Here is a 21,517-nt window from a genome sequence, read left to right on the forward strand (position 1 = left end):
CCGTAAGGTCGCCGCGCCGCCTCGAATCAGCCCCGGAGATCCACCAGCAGCGGCGGCGCGTGCTCGCCCCGCACGTCCGTCAGCGACAGCACCGCGTGTCCCGGCGGCACCGCGTGCGCCAGCTCGGAGGCCGACCACCGCTCCCGCTCGACCTGCCGTACGGTGACGGCCCGCGCGGTCGCCGCCTTGCCGGTGATCACCCGGCGCACCATGTGCACGGCCTTCCCGGCGGGCGTCTCGGCGATGATCTGCCGGTCGGTGACGTCCCGTGCCTCGGTCCACTCCTTGCCCCACACGTCGGCGAAGTCCTGCCCGTCCCACGGGGTGATCCCGGACAGCGCCATCCGGCAGCCGGCGGCCCCGAGCAGCGGACCGCGCAGCGGCCTGGGCACGTCGTCCAGGGAGCGCAGGGTCAGCACGGCCCCGGCGTTCCCGGAGCGCAGCCGCTGGATGCCCCGGACGGCCTCGGGCGTCACGGCGCCCGTCGCGTCGTCGAGGATCAGACAGGCGAACAGCGAGCGGTCCTCGCGGACCGCCACGCTCGCCGTGAACTGGGCGAGCACCAGCCGCGTCAGCATGCGCGAGGCGTCCGCGTGCCCGCGCGCGGGCAGGTCGATCCGGACCCGCACGGGGTGGTCGAGGGCCTTGAGGGAGAACGGCCGCGACTGCCCGGAGGTGTCGAAGAACCCGGCGAAGGCGGGCCGGTCCAGCAGGGCCACCCGGTCGGCGAGGACGCCCCCGACATCGCCGGGCTGCGCCATCTGCCGCTCCCGCGCGTCCAGCTCCCGCAGCAGCGACTCCTGCCCCGAGCCCTCCAGCGCGGTCCGCAGCGCGGCGAACGGTCCGGGCGCGCCGTCGAGCAGCTGGCGCAGCTCCGGAACGGACGGGAAGCGTCCGTGCACCGCCCGGAACGGGCCGAGCAGCTGCGCCAGCACGGTCGTGGAGCGGCGGGTGTCGCTGCCGGGGTGCGGATCGGCGAGGTCCCCGGCCAGCGCCTCGGCCAGGACGGCCGCGGCCTCGTCGGGGTCGGTGGTCCCGCCGTACAGGTCGAGGTCGTACACGGACTCCGGGTTCCCGATGCGTACGACGACGTCGTAGGCATCGGCCGGGCCGAGTCCGGTGCCCGCGGCGCCGACCACCACGACCGCGGCGCGGCCGGCGAGGGCGTGCAGGCACAGCGACTCGGCGAGCGGGCGGACGACGGTGCCGGTCTTGCCGGAGCCGGCCGGGCCGACGGCGAGCAGGGAGGTGCCGAGCAGTTCGGGGCCGAGGGCGAGGCCGGTGCCGCGGTAGGCGTAGGGGTTGCGCGGGTCGTCGGCGGTGGTACCGAGCCGGACCTGGCCGGTGACCAGGTCGTGCGGGGCGAGCCGGGTGGGCAGATCGCGGGCGCCGGAGGGGTGCGGGCAGGCGGCGGCGCCGTCCTTGAGCACGGCGCCGGTGAAGGTGGCGAGGCTGTGCCGCCCACTGCGCACGCCCTGCCAGGCCCGGACGATCCGAGCGTGGTCCACATCCCGCATCATCCCGGCCCTGGCCTCCCCGGCCAGCCGCTCAGCAGCGTCAACGGCCCCCACGGCCCGAACCTGCGGCCACTCAGCGGGATCCTGCTCGGGGACGGGGGGCGCGGGGGCGGGCGGGCGCCGCCGGAAACGAGGGGCCACGAAACGGCGCCACACCTCGCTCCAGCGCCCGAGCCTGGCTACTCCGATCATGATGCCGATGGCGATGAGCACCTCGTAACCGCGGTACACGAGGGCATTGCCGACGTCCCCGATGACACTGTCGTCGCCGCGCCAGGAGTCGGGGACGATCAGGTCGAACGGCACCCACCACCAGCTGCCGAGATAGCCGTTTTGCAGCAGGGACCAGATGAGCCAGCCGACGAGGAACGCGATCAGCGCCCCGCTCAGCAACTGCCGCGTCGGAATCTCCTCGGGCTCCTCCGCCGACCGGGGGCTGTGCCCGAACCGCCACACCCCCGGCAGCGCGTCCGGCCGGGGTGTCCGCAACCAGATCAGGAAGGCGGAGCCGTCCGGGGCTCGCATCGGTCGGGGCGGTACCACCGGAGGCTCCGGTGGCGCCGCCGGACGCGGTACCGGAGTCGCATGCGTACCCCGAGCGTCCTGCGTCCCGTCGCTGTCCATCGCCCTGCCCCCTGAGCAGCCGTTCCGTCGCCCTTCAGTGAGCCAATCTAACGCCCCGGCAAGGGGAGTTCACCGTAAGGGCCGGTCTGACAAATCCCGCCTGCCCCCGACGCTTCGCCCGCGCCCCCGTGGCAGTGCCCGAACGCCCACGTGGTTCCTCCGTCCCGCTCGACTCCGCCCACGCGAAACCCTCCCGCGGGCGTAAGAAGCCATACGCTCAATCGGCCCTGGGCAGCACCCCCCGCGCGAGGGGCCCGTCCTCCCGCTATGTCCACCACGGACAACCCTCCCCCTCGACAACGCCCACATGGAGCATGCCCACCCCCCGTTCCCCGGCCTAGCCTGCGAGAAAAGAGAAGACAAGCGTCCGCAAGACCCCCCAGGAGCCCCTCATGTCCGACCTTCCGCAGGAGCGCCGCGTCGTCACCGCCATCCCCGGCCCGAAGTCGCAGGAGCTGCAGACCCGCCGCCTCGCCGCGGTGGCGCAGGGCGTGGGCTCCGTGCTGCCGGTGTTCACCGCGCGCGCGGGCGGCGGCATCATCGAGGACGTCGACGGCAACCGCCTGATCGACTTCGGCTCCGGCATCGCCGTGACGTCCGTCGGCGCCTCCGCCGAGGCCGTCGTACGGCGCGCGAGCGCCCAGCTCGCCGACTTCACCCACACCTGCTTCATGGTCACCCCGTACGAGGGCTACGTGGAGGTCGCCGAGGCCCTCGCCGAGCTCACCCCGGGTGACCACGCCAAGAAGTCCGCGCTGTTCAACTCGGGCGCCGAGGCCGTCGAGAACGCCGTCAAGATCGCCCGCTCCTACACCAAGCGCCAGGCCGTCGTCGTCTTCGACCACGGCTACCACGGCCGCACCAACCTCACGATGGCGCTGACGGCGAAGAACATGCCGTACAAGCACGGCTTCGGCCCGTTCGCCCCGGAGGTCTACCGCGTGCCGGTCGCCTACGGCTACCGCTGGCCGTCCGGCCCGGAGAACGCGGGCCCCGAGGCCGCCGCGCAGGCCATCGACCAGATCACCAAGCAGGTCGGCGCCGAGAACGTGGCCGCGATCATCATCGAGCCGGTGCTCGGCGAGGGCGGCTTCATCGAGCCGGCCAAGGGCTTCCTGCCGGCCATCGTGAAGTTCGCCAACGACAACGGCATCGTCTTCGTCGCGGACGAGATCCAGTCCGGCTTCTGCCGTACCGGCCAGTGGTTCGCCTGCGAGGACGAGGGCATCGTCCCGGACCTGATCACCACCGCCAAGGGCATCGCGGGCGGTCTGCCGCTCGCCGCCGTCACCGGCCGCGCCGAGATCATGGACGCCGCGCACGCGGGCGGCCTGGGCGGCACCTACGGCGGCAACCCGGTGGCCTGCGCCGGCGCCCTCGGCTCGATCGAGACCATGAAGGAGCTCGACCTCAACGCCAAGGCGAAGAACATCGAGGCGGTCATGAAGACCCGCCTCGGCGCCATGGCCGAGAAGTTCGAGATCATCGGCGACATCCGCGGCCGCGGCGCGATGATCGCCATCGAGCTGGTCAAGGACCGCACCACCAAGGAGCCGCACCCGGAGGCCACCGCCGCCCTCGCCAAGGCCTGCCACGCCGAGGGCCTGCTGGTCCTGACCTGTGGCACCTACGGCAACGTGCTGCGCTTCCTGCCGCCGCTGGTCATCGGCGAGGACCTGCTGAACGAGGGCCTCGACATCATCGAGCAGGCCTTCTCCCGCATCTGACGGGGACCCGGGGGACAGAGGGTGTGAAGAAGGTGTGCGAGGTCTCTGTCAGGACGCGAAACCGCCTGTCCTGGGCCCACGCCCTGTCGTAGGTTCTACCCAGATGAGAGATACACCCCGCCCACAGGGGACTGTGGGCGACATCAGGACGGGGCCTCCCCAGCTTCGGCCTGGTCGTGCCCTCGCGCACACATACGGGGCCTCTGGCTCCGGATCTCCTCACCGATCGGACAGCCGCCCGCCCCAAACCCCCCGGGGCGTGCGGCCACCCGATCCGGTCGGCCGCCCCGGAACTACCCCCCCTGTTCCGGGGCGGCCGACCTCCCTCCTCTCCCGGCTGGGACTTCTCGGGCTTCCCGCCCTTCTCTTCGCGCTGATCACCTGGCAGGTCGTCGCCGACGGCCCGCTGGTGGACCTGGACGAGCGCCTCAGCAAGGCCCTCGTCCACCCCGACCGCGCCGGCGAACTCCTCTCCGACCTGGGCGATGTCCAGATCGCGCTGCCCGTCCTGCTCCTCGGCGCGGGATACGCGGCCTGGCGGTCCCGGCGCGCCGGCACAGACCGGTGGTGGTGGCCGGCCGCCGGCGCCCTGCTGCTGATGGCCCTGGTCCCGGCCCTGGTCATCCCCCTCAAGGAACTGACCGACCGCCCGGGCACCCCGGCCGTACCGCCCGCCACCGGCTACTTCCCGTCCGGCCACACCGCGACCGCCGTCATCGCCTACGGCGCCGCCACCGTGCTGCTCCTGCCCCTGGTGCGTTCCGCGGCCGCCCGCCGCGCCGTCGTCACCGGCTGCGCGGCCCTCGTGCTCGGCGTCTCCTACGGCCTGGTCCGGCGTGGCTTCCACTGGCCGCTGGACGTCGTGGCCAGCTGGTGCCTCGGTGCGGTCCTGCTGACCGGTTACGTCCTGCTCGTCAGCCGAAGTATCCGTCGAACGTCCGCTGGAACTCCCAGTTCGCGTAGCGGTCCCAGTTGATCGACCACGTCATCAGGCCCCGCAGCGCGGGCCAGGTGCCGTGGGTGGCGTACGAGCCGCAACCGGCCCTCTTCGTCAGGCAGTCGAGGGTCTTGACGACCTCGGCCGGAGGGACGTGACCGTTGCCCGCGTTCGTGGAGGCCGGCATGCCGATGGCGATCTGGTCGGGGCGCAGCGGCGGGAAGACGTTGCCGGTGTCACCGGCTACCGGGAAGCCGGTGAGCAGCATGTCGGTCATCGCGATGTGGAAGTCGGCGCCGCCCATCGAGTGGTACTGGTTGTCGAGGCCCATGATCGGGCCCGAGTTGTAGTCCTGGACGTGCAGCAGCGTCAGGTCGTCGCGCATCGCGTGGATGACGGGGAGGTAGGCCCCGGCGCGCGGGTCCTGGCCGCCCCACTTGCCGGTGCCGTAGTACTGGTAGCCGAGCTGGACGAAGAAGGTCTCCGGGGCCATGGTCAGGACGAAGTCGTCGCCGTAGCGGGCCTTGAGGGTCTTCAGGGCGGAGATCAGGTGGACGATCACCGGGGTCTTCGGGTGCTTGAAGTCGGTGTCGTCGGCGTCCAGCGACAGTGAGTGGCCCTCGAAGTCGATGTCCAGGCCGTCGAGACCGTACTCGTCGATGATCTTCGAGACCGAGCTGACGAACGTGTCGCGCGCGGCGGTCGTGGTGAGCCGCACCTGGCCGTTCTGGCCGCCGATGGAGATCAGCACCTTCTTGCCGGCCGCCTGCTTGGCCCTGATCGCGGCCTTGAAGTCGGCGTCGCTCTCGACGTTCGGGCACTCGGCGGCCGGGCAGCGGTCGAAGCGGATGTCGCCGGAGCTGACCGAGGTCGGTTCGCCGAAGGCCAGGTCGATGACGTCCCAGCTGTCGGGGACGTCGGCGAGCCGGGTGTAGCCGGAGCCGTTGGCGAAGCTCGCGTGCAGGTAGCCGACCAGGGCGTGCGGCGGCAGGTCGGAGGAGCCGCCGCCGCCCGCGGTGGTGGTCGCGGTGACCGGGGCGGACCTCGAGGACTCTCCGGCGTCGTTCACGGCGGCGACCTGGAAGGCGTACGCCGTCTGCGGCGCGAGTCCGGTCATCGTCGCCGAAGTGCCGCTCACCGTCCGGACCTTGGTCCCGTCACGGTAGACGGCGTATCCGGAAGCGCCCGGCACCGCGGTCCAGGACAGGTCGACGCTGGAGGAGGTGACCGTGCCGGTGCGCAGGCCGGTGGGCGGGGCGGGCGGCTGACCGGGGTCGACGGACGGGCCGGCCAGGGAGATGTCGTCGGCGTGGTAGGCGCCGGTGCCGTACCAGCCGTGGGTGTAGATCGTGACCTTGGTGGTGGCCGGGCCGGTGCGGAAGGTGGTGGTGAGCTGCTGCCAGGCCGGGGCGGACTGGGTCCAGGCCGAGACGTCGGTGGTGCCGGTGCCGCTCGCGCCGAGATACACGTAGGAGCCCCGGACGTGTCCGGACAGCGTGTACTGGGCGTCCGGTTTCACGGTCACCGTCTGCGCGCACCGGGCGTTGTCGCTGCCGGCCGGGGTCGCCTGAAGCGCCGAACTGCCGCTGCGCACGGGTGAGGTGACGGCGGTGCCCGCCGTGCAGGTCCAGCCGGTGAGGCCGGACTCGAAGCCTCCGTTCCTGGCCAGGTCCGCGTCGGCCGCACGGGCGGCCGACGAGAGCGCGGTGATGCCGGTCGCGGCCAGCAGAGCGGCCGTCAGCACGGCGACGAAAGGTCTGGAGCGGTCCACGAGTGCCTCCGGGCATGGGGGATGTGGAGGGGTGGAACGCGCTCAACTTGGTCCAGACCAATCGGGTTGTCAAGACTTCTCACCGTGACCGCGCATCCGTCACGGCACCGCTTCAGTCGTCATCGGCCAATCCGGCCGCCGCTTCATGCATGGCGAGTTCCAGCAGCGCGGGATCGGTCAGCGTGCCGGAGCCGTCCGGCGGCACCAGCCATCGCACGCCCTGGGTGGAACGGCCCGGATACGGCACCACGATCCAGGTGCCGGCGCCCGCGGTGCGGATGCCGGTGCCCAGCCAGCGGGCCGCGGTGCCCGGCGGTACGAAGAAGCCCATGCGCGCGTCACCGAAGTCGACGAGCACCGGGCCGGGCCGGTCGAGAATGCGGGTGAGCACATCGAGGGTCGGGTAGCCGAGCCCGGCCGGCAGGACGAGCACGTCCCAGGCCTTCCCGGCCGGCAGCAGCGCGACCCCGAGCGGGTTGCGCTCCCATTCCCAGCGGCAGGCCTCGGGATCCGGTGCCACGGACGCGAGCCATTCGACCGCCGTCTTCGCCCCTGTCATGACGGGGACCTCCCTTGTCCGTCGTGGACGCCTTGTGCGTCACGAGGGAGAGGGAGGTCCCCTGCCTGCCATTACGCGGGTTCCGCGCACCCGTAAGGGTGACGTGGGTCACCGTCAGCTGTCGAAGCCCAGCCCCAGCCGGTCCATCGTCCTGAGCCACAGGTTGCGCCGCCCGTCGTGCGCGTCGGCCCGGGCCAGCGACCACTTGGTGAGCGCGATGCCGGTCCAGGCGAACGGCTCGGGCGGGAACGGCAGCGGCTTCCTGCGGACCATCTCCAGCTCGGTGCGCTCGGTGGACTCCCCCGACAGCAGGTCCAGCATCACGTCCGCGCCGAACCGGGTGGCCCCGACACCGAGCCCGGTGAAGCCCGCCGCGTACGCCACCTTCCCCTGGTGGGCGGTGCCGAAGAACGCCGAGAAGCGCGAGCAGGTGTCGATCGCGCCGCCCCAGGCGTGGGTGAAGCGCAGGCCCTCCAGCTGCGGGAAGCAGGTGAAGAAGTGCTCGGCGAGCTTGGCATAGGTCTCCGGGCGGTCGTCGTACTCGGCGCGCACCCGGCCGCCGTACGGATAGACGGCGTCGTAACCGCCCCACAGGATCCGGTTGTCGGCGGAGAGCCGGAAGTAGTGGAACTGGTTGGCGCTGTCTCCGAGGCCCTGGCGGCCCTGCCAGCCGATCTCCTTGAGCTGGTCGTCGGTGAGCGGCTCGGTCATCAGGGCGTAGTCGTAGACCGGGACGGTGAAGGCGCGCACCCGCTTGACCAGGTTCGGGAAGATGTTGGTGCCGAGGGCGACCCGGCGGGCGCGGACCGTACCGTACGGGGTGCGTACGGCCATGCCGGCGCCGTACGGCTTCAGGTCCAGCGCGGGCGTGTGCTCGTAGACCCGCACCCCGAGCCGGACGCAGGCCGCCTTCAGGCCCCAGACCAGTTTGGCCGGGTTGAGCATGGCGACGCCCCGGCGGTCGTGGAGCCCCGCCTGGAATGTCGGTGAGTCGACTTGTCGCCGTACGGCGTCGGCGTCCAGGAACTCGATGCCCTCGGCCAGTCCCCGGCGCTCGATCTCCTCGTACCACTCGCGCAGTTCCCGCGCCTGGTAGGGCTCGGTGGCGACGTCGATCTCGCCGGTGCGCTCGAAGTCGCAGTCGATGCCGTACCGGGCGACCGCCGCCTCGATCTCGTCGAGGTTGCGGGCGCCCAGCTCCTCCAGCTTGTGGATCTCGTCCGGCCAGCGGGTCAGTCCGTTGGACAGCCCGTGGGTGAGGGAGGCGGCGCAGAAGCCGCCGTTGCGGCCCGAGGCGGCCCAGCCCGCCTCGCGGCCCTCCAGCAGCACGACGTCCCGCTGCGGGTCGCGCTCCTTGGCCAGGAGCGCGGTCCACAGTCCGCTGTACCCGCCGCCGACGACCAGCAGATCGCAGGTCTCGGCGCCGGTGAGCGCGGGCTCGGGGTGGGGCCTGCCGGGGTCGTCCAGCCAGTACGCGACCGGCTGGGCATCGGAAAGTGACGTCGTCCAACGGCTCATGGCGCTTGGGGCCATGATTTCAACTCCCTACGACTGCGTTCATGCCTTGCGCTTGGTGCGGCGGTTGGTGATGACCATGGAGGTCAGGACGAGGAGTACGGCGATGACGAACATGGCGGTACCGATGACATTGATCTGCACGGGCGTTCCGCGCTGGGCCGAGCCCCAGACGAACATGGGGAAGGTGACGGTCGAGCCCGCGTTGAAATTGGTGATGATGAAGTCGTCGAAGGAGAGCGCGAAGGCGAGCAGCGCGCCCGCGGCGATGCCGGGCGCCGCGATCGGCAGGGTGACCCGCAGGAAGGTCTGCAGCGGGCCGGCGTAGAGGTCCTGCGCGGCCTGCTCCAGCCGCGGGTCCATCGACATCACGCGCGCCTTGACGGCCGTCACCACGAAGCTGAGGCAGAACATGATGTGGGCGATGAGAATCGTCCAGAAGCCCAGCTGGACGCCCATGTTGAGGAACAGGGTGAGCAGCGAGGCGGCCATCACGACCTCGGGCATCGCCATCGGCATGAAGATCAGCGAGTTCACCGCGCCGCGCGCCCGGAACCGGTAACGGACCAGAGCGAAGGCGATCATCGCGCCGAGGACCGTGGCGCCCAGCGTCGCCCAGAAGGCGATCTGGAGGCTGAGGGTGAGCGAGGAGCACAGCCCCGAGACCCCGCACGGGTCGGTCCAGGCGTCGGTGGAGAACTTCTGCCACTCGTAGTTGAAGCGGCCCTTGGGGTCGTTGAAGGAGAACACCGTCACGACGACGTTGGGCAGCAGCAGGTATCCGAGGGTGAAAAGGCCCGCGAGGACGACCAGATTGCGCTTGAACCAGTTGACGAAGGCCATTTAAACCAGATCCTCCGTGCCGGACTTGCGGATGTACAGCGACACCATCACGAGGATCGCGAACATCAGGATGAAGGAGAGCGCCGCCGCCGTCGGATAGTCGAGGATCCTGAGGAACTGCGACTGGATGACGTTGCCGATCATGCGGGTGTCGGTGGAACCGAGCAGATCGGCGTTGACGTAGTCACCGGCGGCCGGGATGAACGTCAGCAGCGTGCCGGAGACGACACCGGGCATCGACAGCGGGAAGGTGACCTTCCGGAAGGTGGTGATCGGCTTGGCGTACAGATCGCCCGCCGCCTCGTGCAGCCGGCCGTCGATGCGCTCCAGCGAGGTGTAGAGCGGCAGGATCATGAACGGCAGGAAGTTGTACGTCAGACCGCACACCACCGCCAGCGGGGTGGCCAGCACCCGGTCCCCCGCCGTCATGCCGAGCCAGCTGGTGACGTCCAGCACGTGCAGCGAGTTGAGCGCGCCGACGACCGGGCCGCCGTCGGCGAGGATCGTCTTCCAGGCCAGGGTGCGGATCAGGAAGCTGGTGAAGAACGGCGCGATCACCAGGATCATGATCAGGTTCCGCCAGCGCCCGGCCCGGAAGGCGATGAGGTACGCCAGCGGGTAGCCCAGCAGCAGACACAGGATCGTCGCGGAACCGGCGTACAGCACCGACCGCAGGAACTGCGGGTAGTACTCGGTCAGCGCGTCCCAGTAGGTCGCGAAGTGCCAGGTGACCTCGTAGCCCTGCTCCAGCGAGCCGGTCTGCACGGAGGTGGACGCCTGGTAGACCATCGGCAGCGCGAAGAACACCAGCAGCCAGGCCAGTCCGGGCAGCAGCAGCAGGTACGGCGTCCAGCGGCCCCTTCTGCGCGGGGGCTTCTTCTTCGGGGCGGGCGGCGCCAGGGGCGGCGGCGCGTCGGTGAGGGTCGCCATCAGACCGCCTCTTCCTGGATGCCCGCGTCGATGTCCTGCGTGGCGTCCAGGCCGAAGGTGTGGGCGGGGCTCCAGTGCAGGACGACCTCGGCGCCGGGGACCAGCCGGGCGTCGCGGTCGACGTTCTGGACGTAGACCGAGAGGTCGGCGCAGACCGGGCTGTCGATGACGTACTGCGTGGAGACGCCGATGAAGGACGCGTCGGCGATCGTGCCGGTGACGCGGTTGCGGCCGTCGGGGATCTCACCGGCGTCGTCGGCGTGCGTCAGGGAGATCTTCTCCGGGCGGATGCCGACCAGCACCTTGCCGCCGGTGGCGGCGGGGGCCGAGCAGCGCGCCTCGGGCAGGACGAGCTTGCCGCCGCCCGCCCGGAGCACGATGTCGTCGCCGCTCCTGGCGTCGACCTCGGCCTCGATGAGGTTGGAGGTGCCGAGGAAGTTGGCGACGAAGGTGGTCCTCGGGTTCTCGTACAGATCGGCGGGGGCGCCGAGCTGCTCGACGCGGCCCGCGTTCATCACGGCGACCCGGTCGGCCATGGTCATGGCCTCCTCCTGGTCGTGCGTGACATGCACGAAGGTGATGCCGACCTCGGTCTGGATGCGCTTGAGCTCCAGCTGCATCTGGCGGCGCAGCTTGAGGTCGAGGGCGCCGAGCGGCTCGTCGAGAAGGAGCACCTTGGGGTGGTTGATCAGCGCGCGGGCGACCGCGACCCGCTGCTGCTGGCCGCCGGAGAGCTGGTGCGGCTTCTTGCGCGCCTGCTCGCCGAGCTGGACCAGCTCCAGCATCTCCTCGACCTGCTTCTTCACGCTCTTGACGCCGCGCCGGCGCAGACCGAAGGCGACGTTCTCGAAGATGTCGAGGTGCGGGAAGAGGGCGTAGGACTGGAAGACGGTGTTCACCGGCCGCTTGTACGGCGGCAGCCGGGTCACGTCCTGGTCGCCGAGGAAGACGGTGCCGGAGGTCGGCTCCTCCAGTCCGGCGATCATCCGCAGGGTGGTGGTCTTGCCGCAGCCGGAGGCGCCGAGCAGGGCGAAGAAGGAGCCCTGGGGCACGGTGAGGTCCAGCGGGTGTACGGCGGTGAAGGAGCCGTAGGTCTTGCTGATGCCGGTGAGGCGGACGTCCCCGGTGTGGTCGTTCGTCGTGGTCACGTCTGTCACGCCCCCGTCAGCTTCGCGAACTTCGTTTCGAACTCGGTCTCTTCCTTCGAACTCAGCGAGCGGAAGGCGCGGGACTTCGCGGCCATGGCCTTGTCGGGGATGATCAGCGGGTTGTTCGCCGCGTCCTCGTCGATCTTGGCCAGTTCTTCCCTGACCCCGTCGACGGGGCAGACGTAGTTGATGTACGCGGCGAGCTGGGCCGCCGCCTTCGGCTCGTAGTAGTAGTCGATGAGCCGCTCGGCGTTCGTCTTGTGCCGGGCCTTGTTGGGGACCATGAGGTTGTCGGTCGAGGTCACGTAACCGCTGTCCGGGATGATGAAGTCGATGTCCGGGCTGTCCGCCTTGAGCTGGACGACGTCCCCCGCCCAGGCGATACAGGCGGCGAAGTCGCCGCTGGACAGGTCCGAGGTGTAGTCGTTGCCGGTGAAGCGGCGGATCTGGCCCTTGTCGACGGCCTTCTGGATACGGGCGATCGCCGCGTCGTAGTCGTCGGCGGTGAAGTCGCCCGGGTCCTTGCCCATGTCGAGCAGGGTCATGCCGATGCTGTCGCGCATCTCGGACAGGAAGCCGACCCGGCCCTTGAGCTTGGGGTTGTCGAGCAGGTCGGAGACCGTCTTCACCTCGACGCCGTCCAGCGCCTTCTTGTTGTAGGCGATGACGGTCGAAATGCCCTGCCATACGTACGAGTAGGAGCGGCCCGGGTCCCAGTCGGGGGAGCGGAACTGGGACGACAGGTTGGCGTAGGCGTTCGGCAGGTTGGCCGGGTCCAGTTTCTGGACCCAGCCGAGGCGGATCAGCCGGGCGGCGAGCCAGTCCGTGACGCAGATGAGGTCGCGCCCGGTGTCCTGGCCGGCCGCGAGCTGCGGCTTGATCTTGCCGAAGAACTCGACGTTGTCGTTGATGTCCTCGGTGTACTTGACCTTGATACCGGTCCGCTCGGTGAACGTGTCGAGCGTGGGGTGGTGCTTCTCGCTCTCGTCGACGTCCATGTACTCGGTCCAGTTGGAGAAGCTGACTGTCTTCTCCTTGGCCGAGTGGTCGTCCGAGGACACTTCGCCCTCGGTCTTGCCGGCGGCCGGGATGCCGCAGGCGCTCAGCGTGCCCAGACCGCCGACCGCGAGCGCGCCGCCGGTGGAGGCGCGCAGCAGCGAACGACGGCTGAGGGCGGCCCTGCCGTTGCGGAAGCTGCGCCGCATGGCGGCCACTTGGGCCGGTGACAGGCGGTCGGGCTCGTACTGCTCCATGCGCTTGGTGCCCTTTCGGAGGGGGCGGCCGCGGGTCAGGCGGCCTGGCTGCTATCGGTCCCCGAAGATCGTGCGGTGCCAGTCCTTGCGGGCGACCGCCGTGTTGTCGAACATCACGTGCTTGAGCTGCGTGTACTCCTCGAAGGAGTAGGCTGACATGTCCTTGCCGAAGCCGGACGCCTTGTAGCCGCCGTGGGGCATCTCGCTGATGATCGGGATGTGGTCGTTCACCCACACGCACCCCGCCTGGATCTCCCGGGTGGCGCGGTTCGCCCGGTAGACGTCCCGGCTCCACGCGGAGGCGGCCAGGCCGTACGGCGTGTCGTTGGCGAGCGCGAGCCCCTCGTCGTCGGTGTCGAAGGGGAGGACGACCAGGACGGGTCCGAAGATCTCGGACTGGACGATCTCGCTGTCCTGGGCGGCGTCCGCGACGAGCGTGGGCCGGTAGTAGGCGCCCTGCTTCAGGTCCCCCTGCGGGGCCTCCCCGCCGGTCACCACGCGCGCGTAGGCACGCGCCCGGTCGACGAACCCGGCGACCCGGTCGCGCTGGACGTGCGAGATCAGCGGGCCGAGGTCGGTGCCGGCGGCGAAGGGGTCGCCGAGCCGGACGCTTTCCATGAGGGCGGCGGTCCGCTCCACGAACGCCTCGTACAGCGGCCGCTGCACGTACGCGCGCGTGGCGGCCGTGCAGTCCTGGCCGGTGTTGATGAGCGCGCCCGCGACGGCGCCGTTGGCGGCGGCCTCCAGGTCGGCGTCGTCGAAGACGACGAAGGGTGCCTTGCCGCCGAGCTCCAGGTGGATCCGCTTCACGGTGGCGGTGGCGATCTCGGCGACCCGCTTGCCGACGGCGGTGGACCCGGTGAAGGAGGTCATGGCCACGTCGGGGTGCCCGACGAGGTGCTCGCCCGCCTCCTTGCCCGCGCCGGTGACGATGTTGACGACACCGTCGGGGATCCCCGCCTCGGTGCAGGCCTCGGCGAAGAGCAGCGAGGTCAGCGGGGTCAGCTCGGCCGGCTTGAGCACGATGGTGTTGCCCGCGGCGATGGCCGGGAGGATCTTCCAGGCGGCCATCTGGAGGGGGTAGTTCCAGGGGGCGATCGACCCGACCACGCCGATGGGTTCCCGGCGGACGTACGAGGTGTGGTCGCCGGAGTACTCACCGGCGGACTGCCCCTGGAGGTGCCGGGCGGCACCCGCGAAGAACGCGGTGTTGTCGATGGTGCCCGGCACGTCGAACTCACGGGTGAGCTTCAGCGGCTTGCCGCACTGGAGGGACTCGGCGCGGGCGAACTCCTCCGCCCGGTCGGCGAGCACGGCCGCCAGCTTGTGCAGCGCCTCGGAACGCTCGCCGGGGGTGGCTCCGGACCAGGCCGGGAAGGCGGCGCGGGCGGCGGCGACGGCGGCGTCCACGTCGGCCGGGCCGGCCAGCTCGTAGCTGAGTACCTCCTCCCCGGTTGCCGGGTCGACGACCGCGTGGGTGCGGCCCGAGGTGCCCTGGGTGAAGCGGCCCGCGATGTACTGCGCACCGGCCGCGAAGCGCTCGGATGCGGGGAATCGTTCCGGGGTGGCGTTGCCCGGGTTGTGCATGTCGCTCTCCTCCGCCTTCGCCCCGCTGTCCACGGGGGCGGGTGGCGTAGCTCCAGCTCGATTTGAGTGCCGATCCTGACAGAGCAATAGCACTCCAACAAGGGATTCCGTTGTTGCCTTTTGGTTACGCGACGGAATCTGTCGACCAGGTGTCGAGTGAACGCGAAAAAGCCAGGACGGAGTGTCCGTGGTGCCTGCCAGACTCGCGTGCATGGGAAAGATCGATTCTTTGGATGCCCTGGTCAGGGAGGTCCGCGCGGGGGCGGATATCAAGTATCTGCACTTCTGGGGCCATCGGCCGAGAACTGACGGCCGGGTCGGCGCGAGCTGTCTGAGTCAGTGGTGGCCGTCGCCGTTCACCGTGGACGGCGTGCGGTACGCGACGGCCGAGCACTGGATGATGGCCGGCAAGGCCCGGCTGTTCGGCGACCCCGACGCCGAGCGCCGGATCCTGGCGGCCGGGCACCCCTCGGAGGCGAAGAACGCCGGGCGGCTGGTGCGCGGTTTCGACGAGGAGACATGGGCGCGCGAGCGGTTCGGCATCGTGGTCGAGGGCAGCGTGCACAAGTTCGCGTCGGACGAGGCGCTGCGCGGCTTCCTGCTGGGTACGGGTCGGCGGGTCCTGGTGGAGGCGAGCCCGGTGGACCGGGTCTGGGGCATCGGCCTCGCGGCGACCGACGACGGGGCGATGAACCCGGAGCGGTGGCGGGGTCCGAACCTGCTGGGCTTCGCGCTGATGGAGGCGCGGGAGCGGTTGCGGGGGTAGGGGCGGATGTACGGGATGGAGGTACGGGCCGCGAGGCCTGACGGCCCCCGCAGCAGCTCCCGCACCCCCTACCGCGTAGCGATCACGAAGGCCAGCATGGCGCAGCCGAGGACGATGCCCGCGGCGCCGCAGATCACCCCGGCCAGGGCCTGGCCGCCGTTGGTCGCCTCGCCCCGGCGGGTTTTGCCCCGGCCGATCAGGCCGAAGATCAGCGCCAGGATGCCGAGCAGGATGGCCACCGGCCACAGGCAGAACACCGCCGCCGAGATGATCCCGAGCACCAGCGCGGTCGTGCCCATGCCGTTGCTCGGCATCGGCGCGGGCTGCATACCGGGCCAGGCGTACTCCCCGCCCGGGTAGCCGTATCCGCCCGGGTAGCCGTAGGGCAGCTGTCCGGGGCCGTCCGGGGCGATGGGCGGCGGAGGGACCGGCCCGCCCTGGCCGTAGGAGGCACCCGGAGCCGCGAAGGGGTTCGCCGGAGCGGGCCACGGCTGCTGCGGGCCCGGCGCGCCGGCGCCCGGCATGGAGGCCACCGTCTGCTGATCGTGCACGGAGGGCGCCGACGGAACCGAGGGCGCCGACCAGGTCCCCGACGACGAGGCCACCGTGTTCCCGGGACCGTCCGCCGACGGCGGTGCCCAGGGGTTCGGCTCGGGCGCGGACGCCTCCGGTCCCTTGTCCAGCCGGACCTCACGCGCGGGCCCGTGTCCCGACGGGTGCTGCGGTTCGCGCCGCGGCGGCGTGTCCTCGGACATGCGCGGGCCCCCCTCTGTCTGCCTCCCGTCATGCTACGGCGCGGCCCCGGACCCCGCGGCCCCGGCCTACGATGATCCCGAGTCACCGATCAGCCGATCACCCGCGTCCCGCCGCAACCCGGCCGGGGACGCCGTTCCCGGGGAGGAACCTTGACCGACCGCACCGCCGCCGGCCTCGCGGGCGCCACGCGCGACCTGCACGCCTTCATCGCCGGACTGCCCAAGGCCGAACTCCATGTGCACCACGTCGGCTCCGCCTCCCCGCGCATCGTCTCCGAGCTGGCCGCCCGCCACCCCGACTCCAAGGTGCCCACCGACCCCGAGGCCCTGGTCGACTACTTCACCTTCACGGACTTCGCCCACTTCATCGAGGTGTATCTGTCCGTCGTCGACCTGATCCGCACCCCGGAGGACGTACGTCTGCTGACGTACGAGGTGGCCCGGGACCTGGCCCGGCAGCAGGTGCGCTACGCCGAGCTGACCATCACCCCCTTCTCCTCCACCCGCCGCGGCATCGACGAGCGCGGTTTCATGGACGCGATCGAGGACGCCCGCAAGGCGGCCGAGGCCGAGTTCGGGACCGTACTGCGCTGGTGCTTCGACATCCCCGGCGAGGCCGGGCTCGACTCCGCCGAGGAGACCGTGCGGCTCGCCACCGACGACCGGCTGCGCCCCGAGGGCCTGGTGTCGTTCGGGCTCGGCGGCCCCGAGATCGGCGTGCCGCGGCCGCAGTTCAAGCCGTACTTCGACCGGGCCATCGCCGCGGGCCTGCACTCCGTGCCGCACGCCGGTGAGACCACGGGCCCGGAGACGGTGTGGGACGCCCTGACGCATCTGGGCGCCGAGCGCATCGGGCACGGCACGAGTTCCGCGCGGGACCCGAAGCTGCTCACCCACCTCGCCGAGCACCGGATCCCGCTGGAGGTGTGCCCGACCTCCAACATCGCCACGCGCGCGGTACGCACCCTCGACGAGCACCCGGTCAAGGACTTCGTCCGGGCGGGTGTCGTGGTCACGATCAACTCCGACGACCCGCCGATGTTCGGCACCGACCTCAACACCGAGTACGCGGTGGCCGCCCGCCTGCTGGAGCTCGACGAGCGCGGCCTGGCCGCACTCGCGCACAACGCGGTCGACGCGTCCTTCCTCGACGAGCCCGGCAAGGCCCGCGTCAAGGACGAGATCGACGCGTACACCGCCGCCTGGCTCGCCCCCTGACCGCCCCGATGACCACCGAGGTGACCGCGGTCGCCCACCGCGGCGACCCCTATCGGTTCCGGGAGAACACGCTCGACTCGCTGCGTTCGGCGCTCAGCAGGGGCGCCGACGCCGTGGAGGTCGACGTACGCCTGACCCGGGACGGCACGCCCGTCCTGCTGCACGACGAGTCGCTGAAGCGGCTGTGGGAGCTGGACCGCCCGCTGTGCTCCCTGTCGGCGGACGAGGTGCTGGGACACACGGGCGGCAAAGTGCCGACGCTGGCCGAGGCGCTGGCGGCGACCGACGGTCACCGGGTGATGCTCGACCTGCCCGGCCGGCCGGACCTGCGCGCCGCCCGCCGGATCGTGGACGCCGTACGGGAGGCGGGCGCCTCGGACCGCGTGTACTACTGCGCCGGCGCCCCCGCCATGCTCGCGGTGCGCGCCGCCGATCCGGCCGCCGAGATCGCTCTGACCTGGACGACGCTGGCACCGCCGCGGCCCGCGCTGCTGGAGGCGGTGCGGCCGCGCTGGCTCAACTACCGTTTCGGCCTGGTCGACCGGGCCCTCGCGGAGCGCGTCCACCGGGGCGGGCACCTGCTGTCGGTCTGGACCCCGGACACCCGCCGCTCGATGCGCCGGCTGATCGCCCTGGGCGTCGACTCGATCACCACGAACCGCATCGACACCCTCCTCGCCGCCCGCCGCGGGAACGCCTGACGACACCAGGGGTGCCGGGACTTCTCCCGGCACCCCTGGTGCGAAACGAAACCGCGGAGACCAGCCGTCAGCCGTCCAGCGACGTCATCACGTGCTTGATCCGCGTGTAGTCCTCGAAGCCGTACCCCGAGAGGTCCTTGCCGTAGCCGGACTTCTTGAAGCCGCCGTGCGGCATCTCCGCGACCAGCGGAATGTGCGTGTTGATCCAGACGCAGCCGAAGTCCAGCGACTTCGACATCCGCATCGCCCGCCCGTGGTCCTTGGTCCACACCGAGGAGGCGAGGGCGTAGTCCACGCCGTTCGCCCACTCGACGGCCTGCGCCTCGTCCGAGAAGGACTGGACGGTGATGACCGGCCCGAAGACCTCGTTCTGGATGATCTCGTCGTCCTGCTTGAGCCCGGAGACGACGGTCGGCGCGTAGAAGTAGCCCTTGTCGCCGACCCGCTGACCGCCGGCCTCGACCTTGGCGTGCGCGGGCAGCCGCTCGATGAAGCCGGAGACCTGCTTGAGCTGGTTGGGGTTGTTCAGCGGGCCGAAGAGCACGTCCTCGTCGTCCGGCTGACCCGTCTTCGTCTCGGCGGCGGCCTTGGCGAGCGCGGCCACGAACTCGTCGTGGATGGACTCCTGGACCAGGACGCGGGTGGCGGCCGTGCAGTCCTGGCCGGCGTTGAAGAAGCCCGCGACGGAGATGTCCTCGACGGCCTTGGCGATGTCGGTGTCCTCGAAGACGACGACCGGCGCCTTGCCGCCCAGCTCCAGGTGGACCCGCTTGAGGTCCTTGGCCGCGGACTCGGCGACCGACATGCCGGCGCGGACCGAGCCGGTGATGGAGGCCATCGCCGGGATCGGGTGCTCGACCATCAGGCGGCCGGTGTCCCGGTCGCCGGTGACGACGTTGAAGACGCCCTTGGGCAGGATCGAGCCGATGATGTCGGCGATCAGGACGGTCGAGGCCGGGGTGGTGTCCGACGGCTTCAGCACGACGGTGTTGCCCGCCGCGATGGCCGGCGCGAACTTCCATACGGCCATCATCATCGGGTAGTTCCACGGCGCGACCTGCGCGCAGACGCCCACCGGCTCGCGACGGACGATGGAGGTCATCCCCTCCATGTACTCACCGGCCGAGCGGCCCTCGAGCATGCGGGCCGCGCCGGCGAAGAACCGGATCTGGTCCACCATCGGCGGGATCTCCTCGGACCGGGTCAGTCCGATCGGCTTGCCGGTGTTCTCCACCTCGGCCGCGATGAGCTCCTCGGCACGCTCCTCGAACGCGTCCGCGATCTTCAGGAGGGCCTTCTGGCGCTCGGCGGGGGTGGTGTCGCGCCAGGCGGGGAAGGCGCGGGCGGCGGCCTCCATGGCGGCGTCGACGTCCGCCTGCCCGGACAGCGGCGCGGTCGCGTACGCCTCGCCCGTCGCGGGGTTGACCACCTCGGTGGTCCGTCCGTCGGCGGCGTCCCGGAACTCACCGTCGATGTAGTTGCGCAGACGACGCAGCTCGGTGCTCACTGCCGGCCTCCTGTTCAGGGGTTCTACTGTCCGATTGCTGAGACACCCACCCTAATCGGCAAGCCGACGTTTTCAACACCCCTGATCCCACGCGAACTGCGAAATCCGCAGGACTCACACACGTAAACAACGAATTTCATCGCCTGGACCTTGCGAAACTATCGAGACCTCGTGCACAGTGAGGTCGTGGCCAGTCGAAGCGCAGACCCCCGGGACTCTCGTGAGTCCCCCCGCGAATCCAGGAACGGCAGCTCGCCGCACCTGGACGCCGTCTCCCTCGCCATCATCGAACAGCTCCAGCAGGACGGCCGCCGGCCGTACGCCGCCATCGGCAAGGCCGTGGGCCTCTCCGAGGCGGCCGTGCGCCAGCGCGTCCAGAAGCTGCTCGACCAGGGCGTGATGCAGATCGTCGCCGTCACGGACCCGCTCACCGTGGGCTTCCGTCGCCAGGCGATGGTCGGCATCCATGTCGAGGGCGACGTGGAGTCCGTGGCCGACGCGCTCACCGCGATGCCCGAATGCGAGTACGTCGTGATGACAGCGGGCTCCTTCGACCTGATGGTGGAGATTGTCTGCGAGGACGACGACCACCTGCTGGACGTCATCAACCGCCGTATCCGAGCCATCCCCGGAGTGCGCTCCACCGAGAGCTTCGTCTACTTGAAGCTCAAGAAGCAGACCTACATGTGGGGAACCCGATAGCCGTGAGGACCCGATAACCGTGAGCACCAAGGACCTCAGCCAGACCGCGTACGACCACTTGTGGATGCACTTCACCCGCATGTCCTCGTACGAGAACTCCCCCGTCCCCACGATCGTCCGGGGCGAGGGCACCTACATCTACGACGACAAGGGCAAGCGCTACCTCGACGGGCTCGCGGGCCTGTTCGTGGTCCAGGCAGGCCACGGCCGCCAGGAGCTGGCCGAGACCGCCATGAAGCAGGCGCAGGAGCTCGCCTTCTTCCCGGTCTGGTCCTACGCCCACCCCAAGGCCGTCGAGCTGGCCGAGCGCCTGGCGAACGAGGCCCCCGGCGACCTCAACAAGGTCTTCTTCACCACCGGTGGCGGCGAGGCGGTCGAGACCGCCTGGAAGCTCGCCAAGCAGTACTTCAAGCTGACCGGCAAGCCGACCAAGTACAAGGTCATCTCCCGCGCGGTCGCCTACCACGGCACCCCGCAGGGCGCCCTGTCCATCACCGGCCTGCCGGCCCTGAAGGCCCCCTTCGAGCCGCTGGTCCCGGGCGCGCACAAGGTCCCGAACACCAACATCTACCGCGCCCCGCTCTTCGGCGACGACCCGGAGGCCTTCGGCCGCTGGGCCGCCGACCAGATCGAGCAGCAGATCCTCTTCGAGGGCCCGGAGACCGTCGCCGCGGTGTTCCTGGAGCCCGTGCAGAACGCCGGCGGCTGCTTCCCGCCCCCGCCCGGCTACTTCCAGCGGGTGCGCGAGATCTGCGACCAGTACGACGTGCTGCTCGTCTCGGACGAGGTCATCTGCGCCTTCGGCCGGCTGGGCAAGACCTTCGCCTGTGACAAGTTCGGCTACGTCCCGGACATGATCACCTGCGCCAAGGGCATGACCTCGGGCTACTCCCCGATCGGCGCCTGCATCATCTCCGACCGCCTGGCCGAGCCGTTCTACAAGGGCGACAACACCTTCCTGCACGGCTACACCTTCGGCGGCCACCCGGTCTCCGCGGCGGTCGGCGTCGCCAACCTCGACCTGTTCGAGCGCGAGGGCCTCAACCAGCACGTGCTCGACAACGAGGGCGCCTTCCGCGCCACGCTGGAGAAGCTGTACGACCTGCCGATCGTCGGCGACGTCCGCGGCAACGGCTTCTTCTACGGCATCGAGCTGGTCAAGGACAAGCACACCAAGGAGTCCTTCACCGACGAGGAAACCGAGCGCGTGCTCTACAACTTCCTCTCCAAGGAGCTCTTCAACAACGGCCTGTACTGCCGTGCCGACGACCGCGGCGACCCGGTCATCCAGCTCTCCCCGCCGCTGATCTCCAACCAGGAGACGTTCGACGAGATCGAGCAGATCCTGCGCGCGACGCTGACGGAGGCGTGGACGAAGCTCTAGCCCTCGAAAGGCCGAGCCGCCCGTACGGCCCGGGGTGCACCCATCCGAGTGAGAAGGGCGCACCCCGGGCCGC

17 protein-coding genes and 1 pseudogene are annotated in these 21,517 nt (G+C 70.6%); 7 read left to right on the forward strand and 11 right to left on the reverse strand.

The window, feature by feature from the left end:
• Positions 1 to 26: 26 nt before the first annotated feature.
• Positions 27 to 2,141 (reverse strand): ATP-binding protein, encoded by a 2,115-nt coding sequence (locus ACWD11_RS20835; protein ID WP_451284665.1) that lies wholly within the window; start codon positions 2,139 to 2,141, stop codon positions 27 to 29.
• Positions 2,142 to 2,533: 392 nt separating this feature from the next.
• Between ACWD11_RS20835 and gabT the strand changes: the two genes are divergently transcribed.
• Positions 2,534 to 3,868, forward strand: coding sequence for a 4-aminobutyrate--2-oxoglutarate transaminase (gabT, locus tag ACWD11_RS20840; protein WP_389414700.1), 1,335 nt, complete (start codon positions 2,534 to 2,536; stop codon positions 3,866 to 3,868).
• Between the two features lie 133 nt (positions 3,869 to 4,001).
• A complete protein-coding gene (locus ACWD11_RS20845; protein ID WP_451284667.1) occupies positions 4,002 to 4,844 on the forward strand; it encodes a phosphatase PAP2 family protein in 843 nt (280 codons plus the stop codon).
• Here ACWD11_RS20845 and ACWD11_RS20850 read toward each other — a convergent pair.
• The 8 genes from ACWD11_RS20850 to ACWD11_RS20885 all read right to left on the reverse strand — a co-directional run bounded on the left by ACWD11_RS20850 (position 4,783) and on the right by ACWD11_RS20885 (position 14,411).
• Positions 4,783 to 6,576, reverse strand: a complete 1,794-nt coding sequence (locus tag ACWD11_RS20850) for a chitinase (RefSeq protein ID WP_389414702.1) — start codon at positions 6,574 to 6,576, stop codon at positions 4,783 to 4,785. The two genes, ACWD11_RS20845 and ACWD11_RS20850, sit on opposite strands and share 62 nt — an antisense overlap.
• A 112-nt stretch (positions 6,577 to 6,688) precedes the next feature.
• On the reverse strand, positions 6,689 to 7,135 hold the full coding sequence (locus ACWD11_RS20855; protein ID WP_451121705.1) for a hypothetical protein: 447 nt from the start codon (positions 7,133 to 7,135) through the stop codon (positions 6,689 to 6,691).
• A gap of 114 nt (positions 7,136 to 7,249) precedes the next feature.
• The gene (locus ACWD11_RS20860; protein ID WP_389414704.1) at positions 7,250 to 8,668 is read right to left on the reverse strand and encodes an NAD(P)/FAD-dependent oxidoreductase; all 1,419 of its coding nucleotides are present in this window, start codon (positions 8,666 to 8,668) and stop codon (positions 7,250 to 7,252) included.
• A gap of 24 nt (positions 8,669 to 8,692) precedes the next feature.
• A complete protein-coding gene (locus ACWD11_RS20865; protein WP_389414705.1) occupies positions 8,693 to 9,493 on the reverse strand; it encodes an ABC transporter permease in 801 nt (266 codons plus the stop codon).
• Complete coding sequence (locus ACWD11_RS20870; RefSeq protein WP_451284670.1) at positions 9,494 to 10,423, reverse strand: ABC transporter permease; 930 nt, start codon at positions 10,421 to 10,423, stop codon at positions 9,494 to 9,496.
• A complete protein-coding gene (locus ACWD11_RS20875; protein ID WP_389414707.1) occupies positions 10,423 to 11,580 on the reverse strand; it encodes an ABC transporter ATP-binding protein in 1,158 nt (385 codons plus the stop codon). The genes ACWD11_RS20870 and ACWD11_RS20875 overlap by 1 nt, the downstream gene beginning before the upstream one ends.
• On the reverse strand, positions 11,577 to 12,824 hold the full coding sequence (locus ACWD11_RS20880) for a polyamine ABC transporter substrate-binding protein (RefSeq protein WP_451284671.1): 1,248 nt from the start codon (positions 12,822 to 12,824) through the stop codon (positions 11,577 to 11,579). The genes ACWD11_RS20875 and ACWD11_RS20880 overlap by 4 nt, the downstream gene beginning before the upstream one ends.
• 51 nt (positions 12,825 to 12,875) lie before the next feature.
• A complete protein-coding gene (locus ACWD11_RS20885; RefSeq protein WP_451284673.1) occupies positions 12,876 to 14,411 on the reverse strand; it encodes a gamma-aminobutyraldehyde dehydrogenase in 1,536 nt (511 codons plus the stop codon).
• Positions 14,412 to 14,622: 211 nt separating this feature from the next.
• Between ACWD11_RS20885 and ACWD11_RS20890 the strand changes: the two genes are divergently transcribed.
• Positions 14,623 to 15,177 carry an NADAR family protein gene (locus ACWD11_RS20890; RefSeq protein ID WP_389414710.1) on the forward strand — a complete coding sequence of 185 codons (555 nt, stop codon included), beginning with the start codon at positions 14,623 to 14,625 and terminating at the stop codon, positions 15,175 to 15,177.
• 68 nt (positions 15,178 to 15,245) lie between these two features.
• Here the strand turns inward: ACWD11_RS20890 and ACWD11_RS20895 are convergent, their stop codons facing one another.
• A complete protein-coding gene (locus tag ACWD11_RS20895) occupies positions 15,246 to 15,932 on the reverse strand; it encodes a DUF4190 domain-containing protein (protein WP_389414711.1) in 687 nt (228 codons plus the stop codon).
• Between the two features lie 61 nt (positions 15,933 to 15,993).
• Here ACWD11_RS20895 and ACWD11_RS20900 point away from each other — a divergent pair.
• Together ACWD11_RS20900 and ACWD11_RS20905 are read left to right on the forward strand one after the other, a co-directional pair.
• Positions 15,994 to 17,150 (forward strand): annotated as a pseudogene (locus tag ACWD11_RS20900) (adenosine deaminase); the annotation flags it as partial.
• Between the two features lie 8 nt (positions 17,151 to 17,158).
• Positions 17,159 to 17,851, forward strand: coding sequence for a glycerophosphodiester phosphodiesterase (locus tag ACWD11_RS20905; protein ID WP_451284676.1), 693 nt, complete (start codon positions 17,159 to 17,161; stop codon positions 17,849 to 17,851).
• A 67-nt stretch (positions 17,852 to 17,918) separates the two neighbouring features.
• On the opposite strand, the gene ACWD11_RS20910 is transcribed toward ACWD11_RS20905, so the two are convergent.
• Complete coding sequence (locus tag ACWD11_RS20910) at positions 17,919 to 19,358, reverse strand: gamma-aminobutyraldehyde dehydrogenase (protein WP_389414713.1); 1,440 nt, start codon at positions 19,356 to 19,358, stop codon at positions 17,919 to 17,921.
• A gap of 171 nt (positions 19,359 to 19,529) precedes the next feature.
• Here ACWD11_RS20910 and ACWD11_RS20915 point away from each other — a divergent pair, with 171 nt between their 5' ends.
• Entirely contained in the window at positions 19,530 to 20,060 is a 531-nt protein-coding gene (locus ACWD11_RS20915; protein WP_389414714.1) for an Lrp/AsnC family transcriptional regulator, read from the forward strand.
• Positions 20,061 to 20,079: 19 nt separating this feature from the next.
• Entirely contained in the window at positions 20,080 to 21,444 is a 1,365-nt protein-coding gene (locus tag ACWD11_RS20920) for an aspartate aminotransferase family protein (RefSeq protein WP_451284678.1), read from the forward strand.
• Positions 21,445 to 21,517 lie beyond the last annotated feature (73 nt).

Source organism: Streptomyces sp. NPDC002776, from assembly GCF_053592195.1.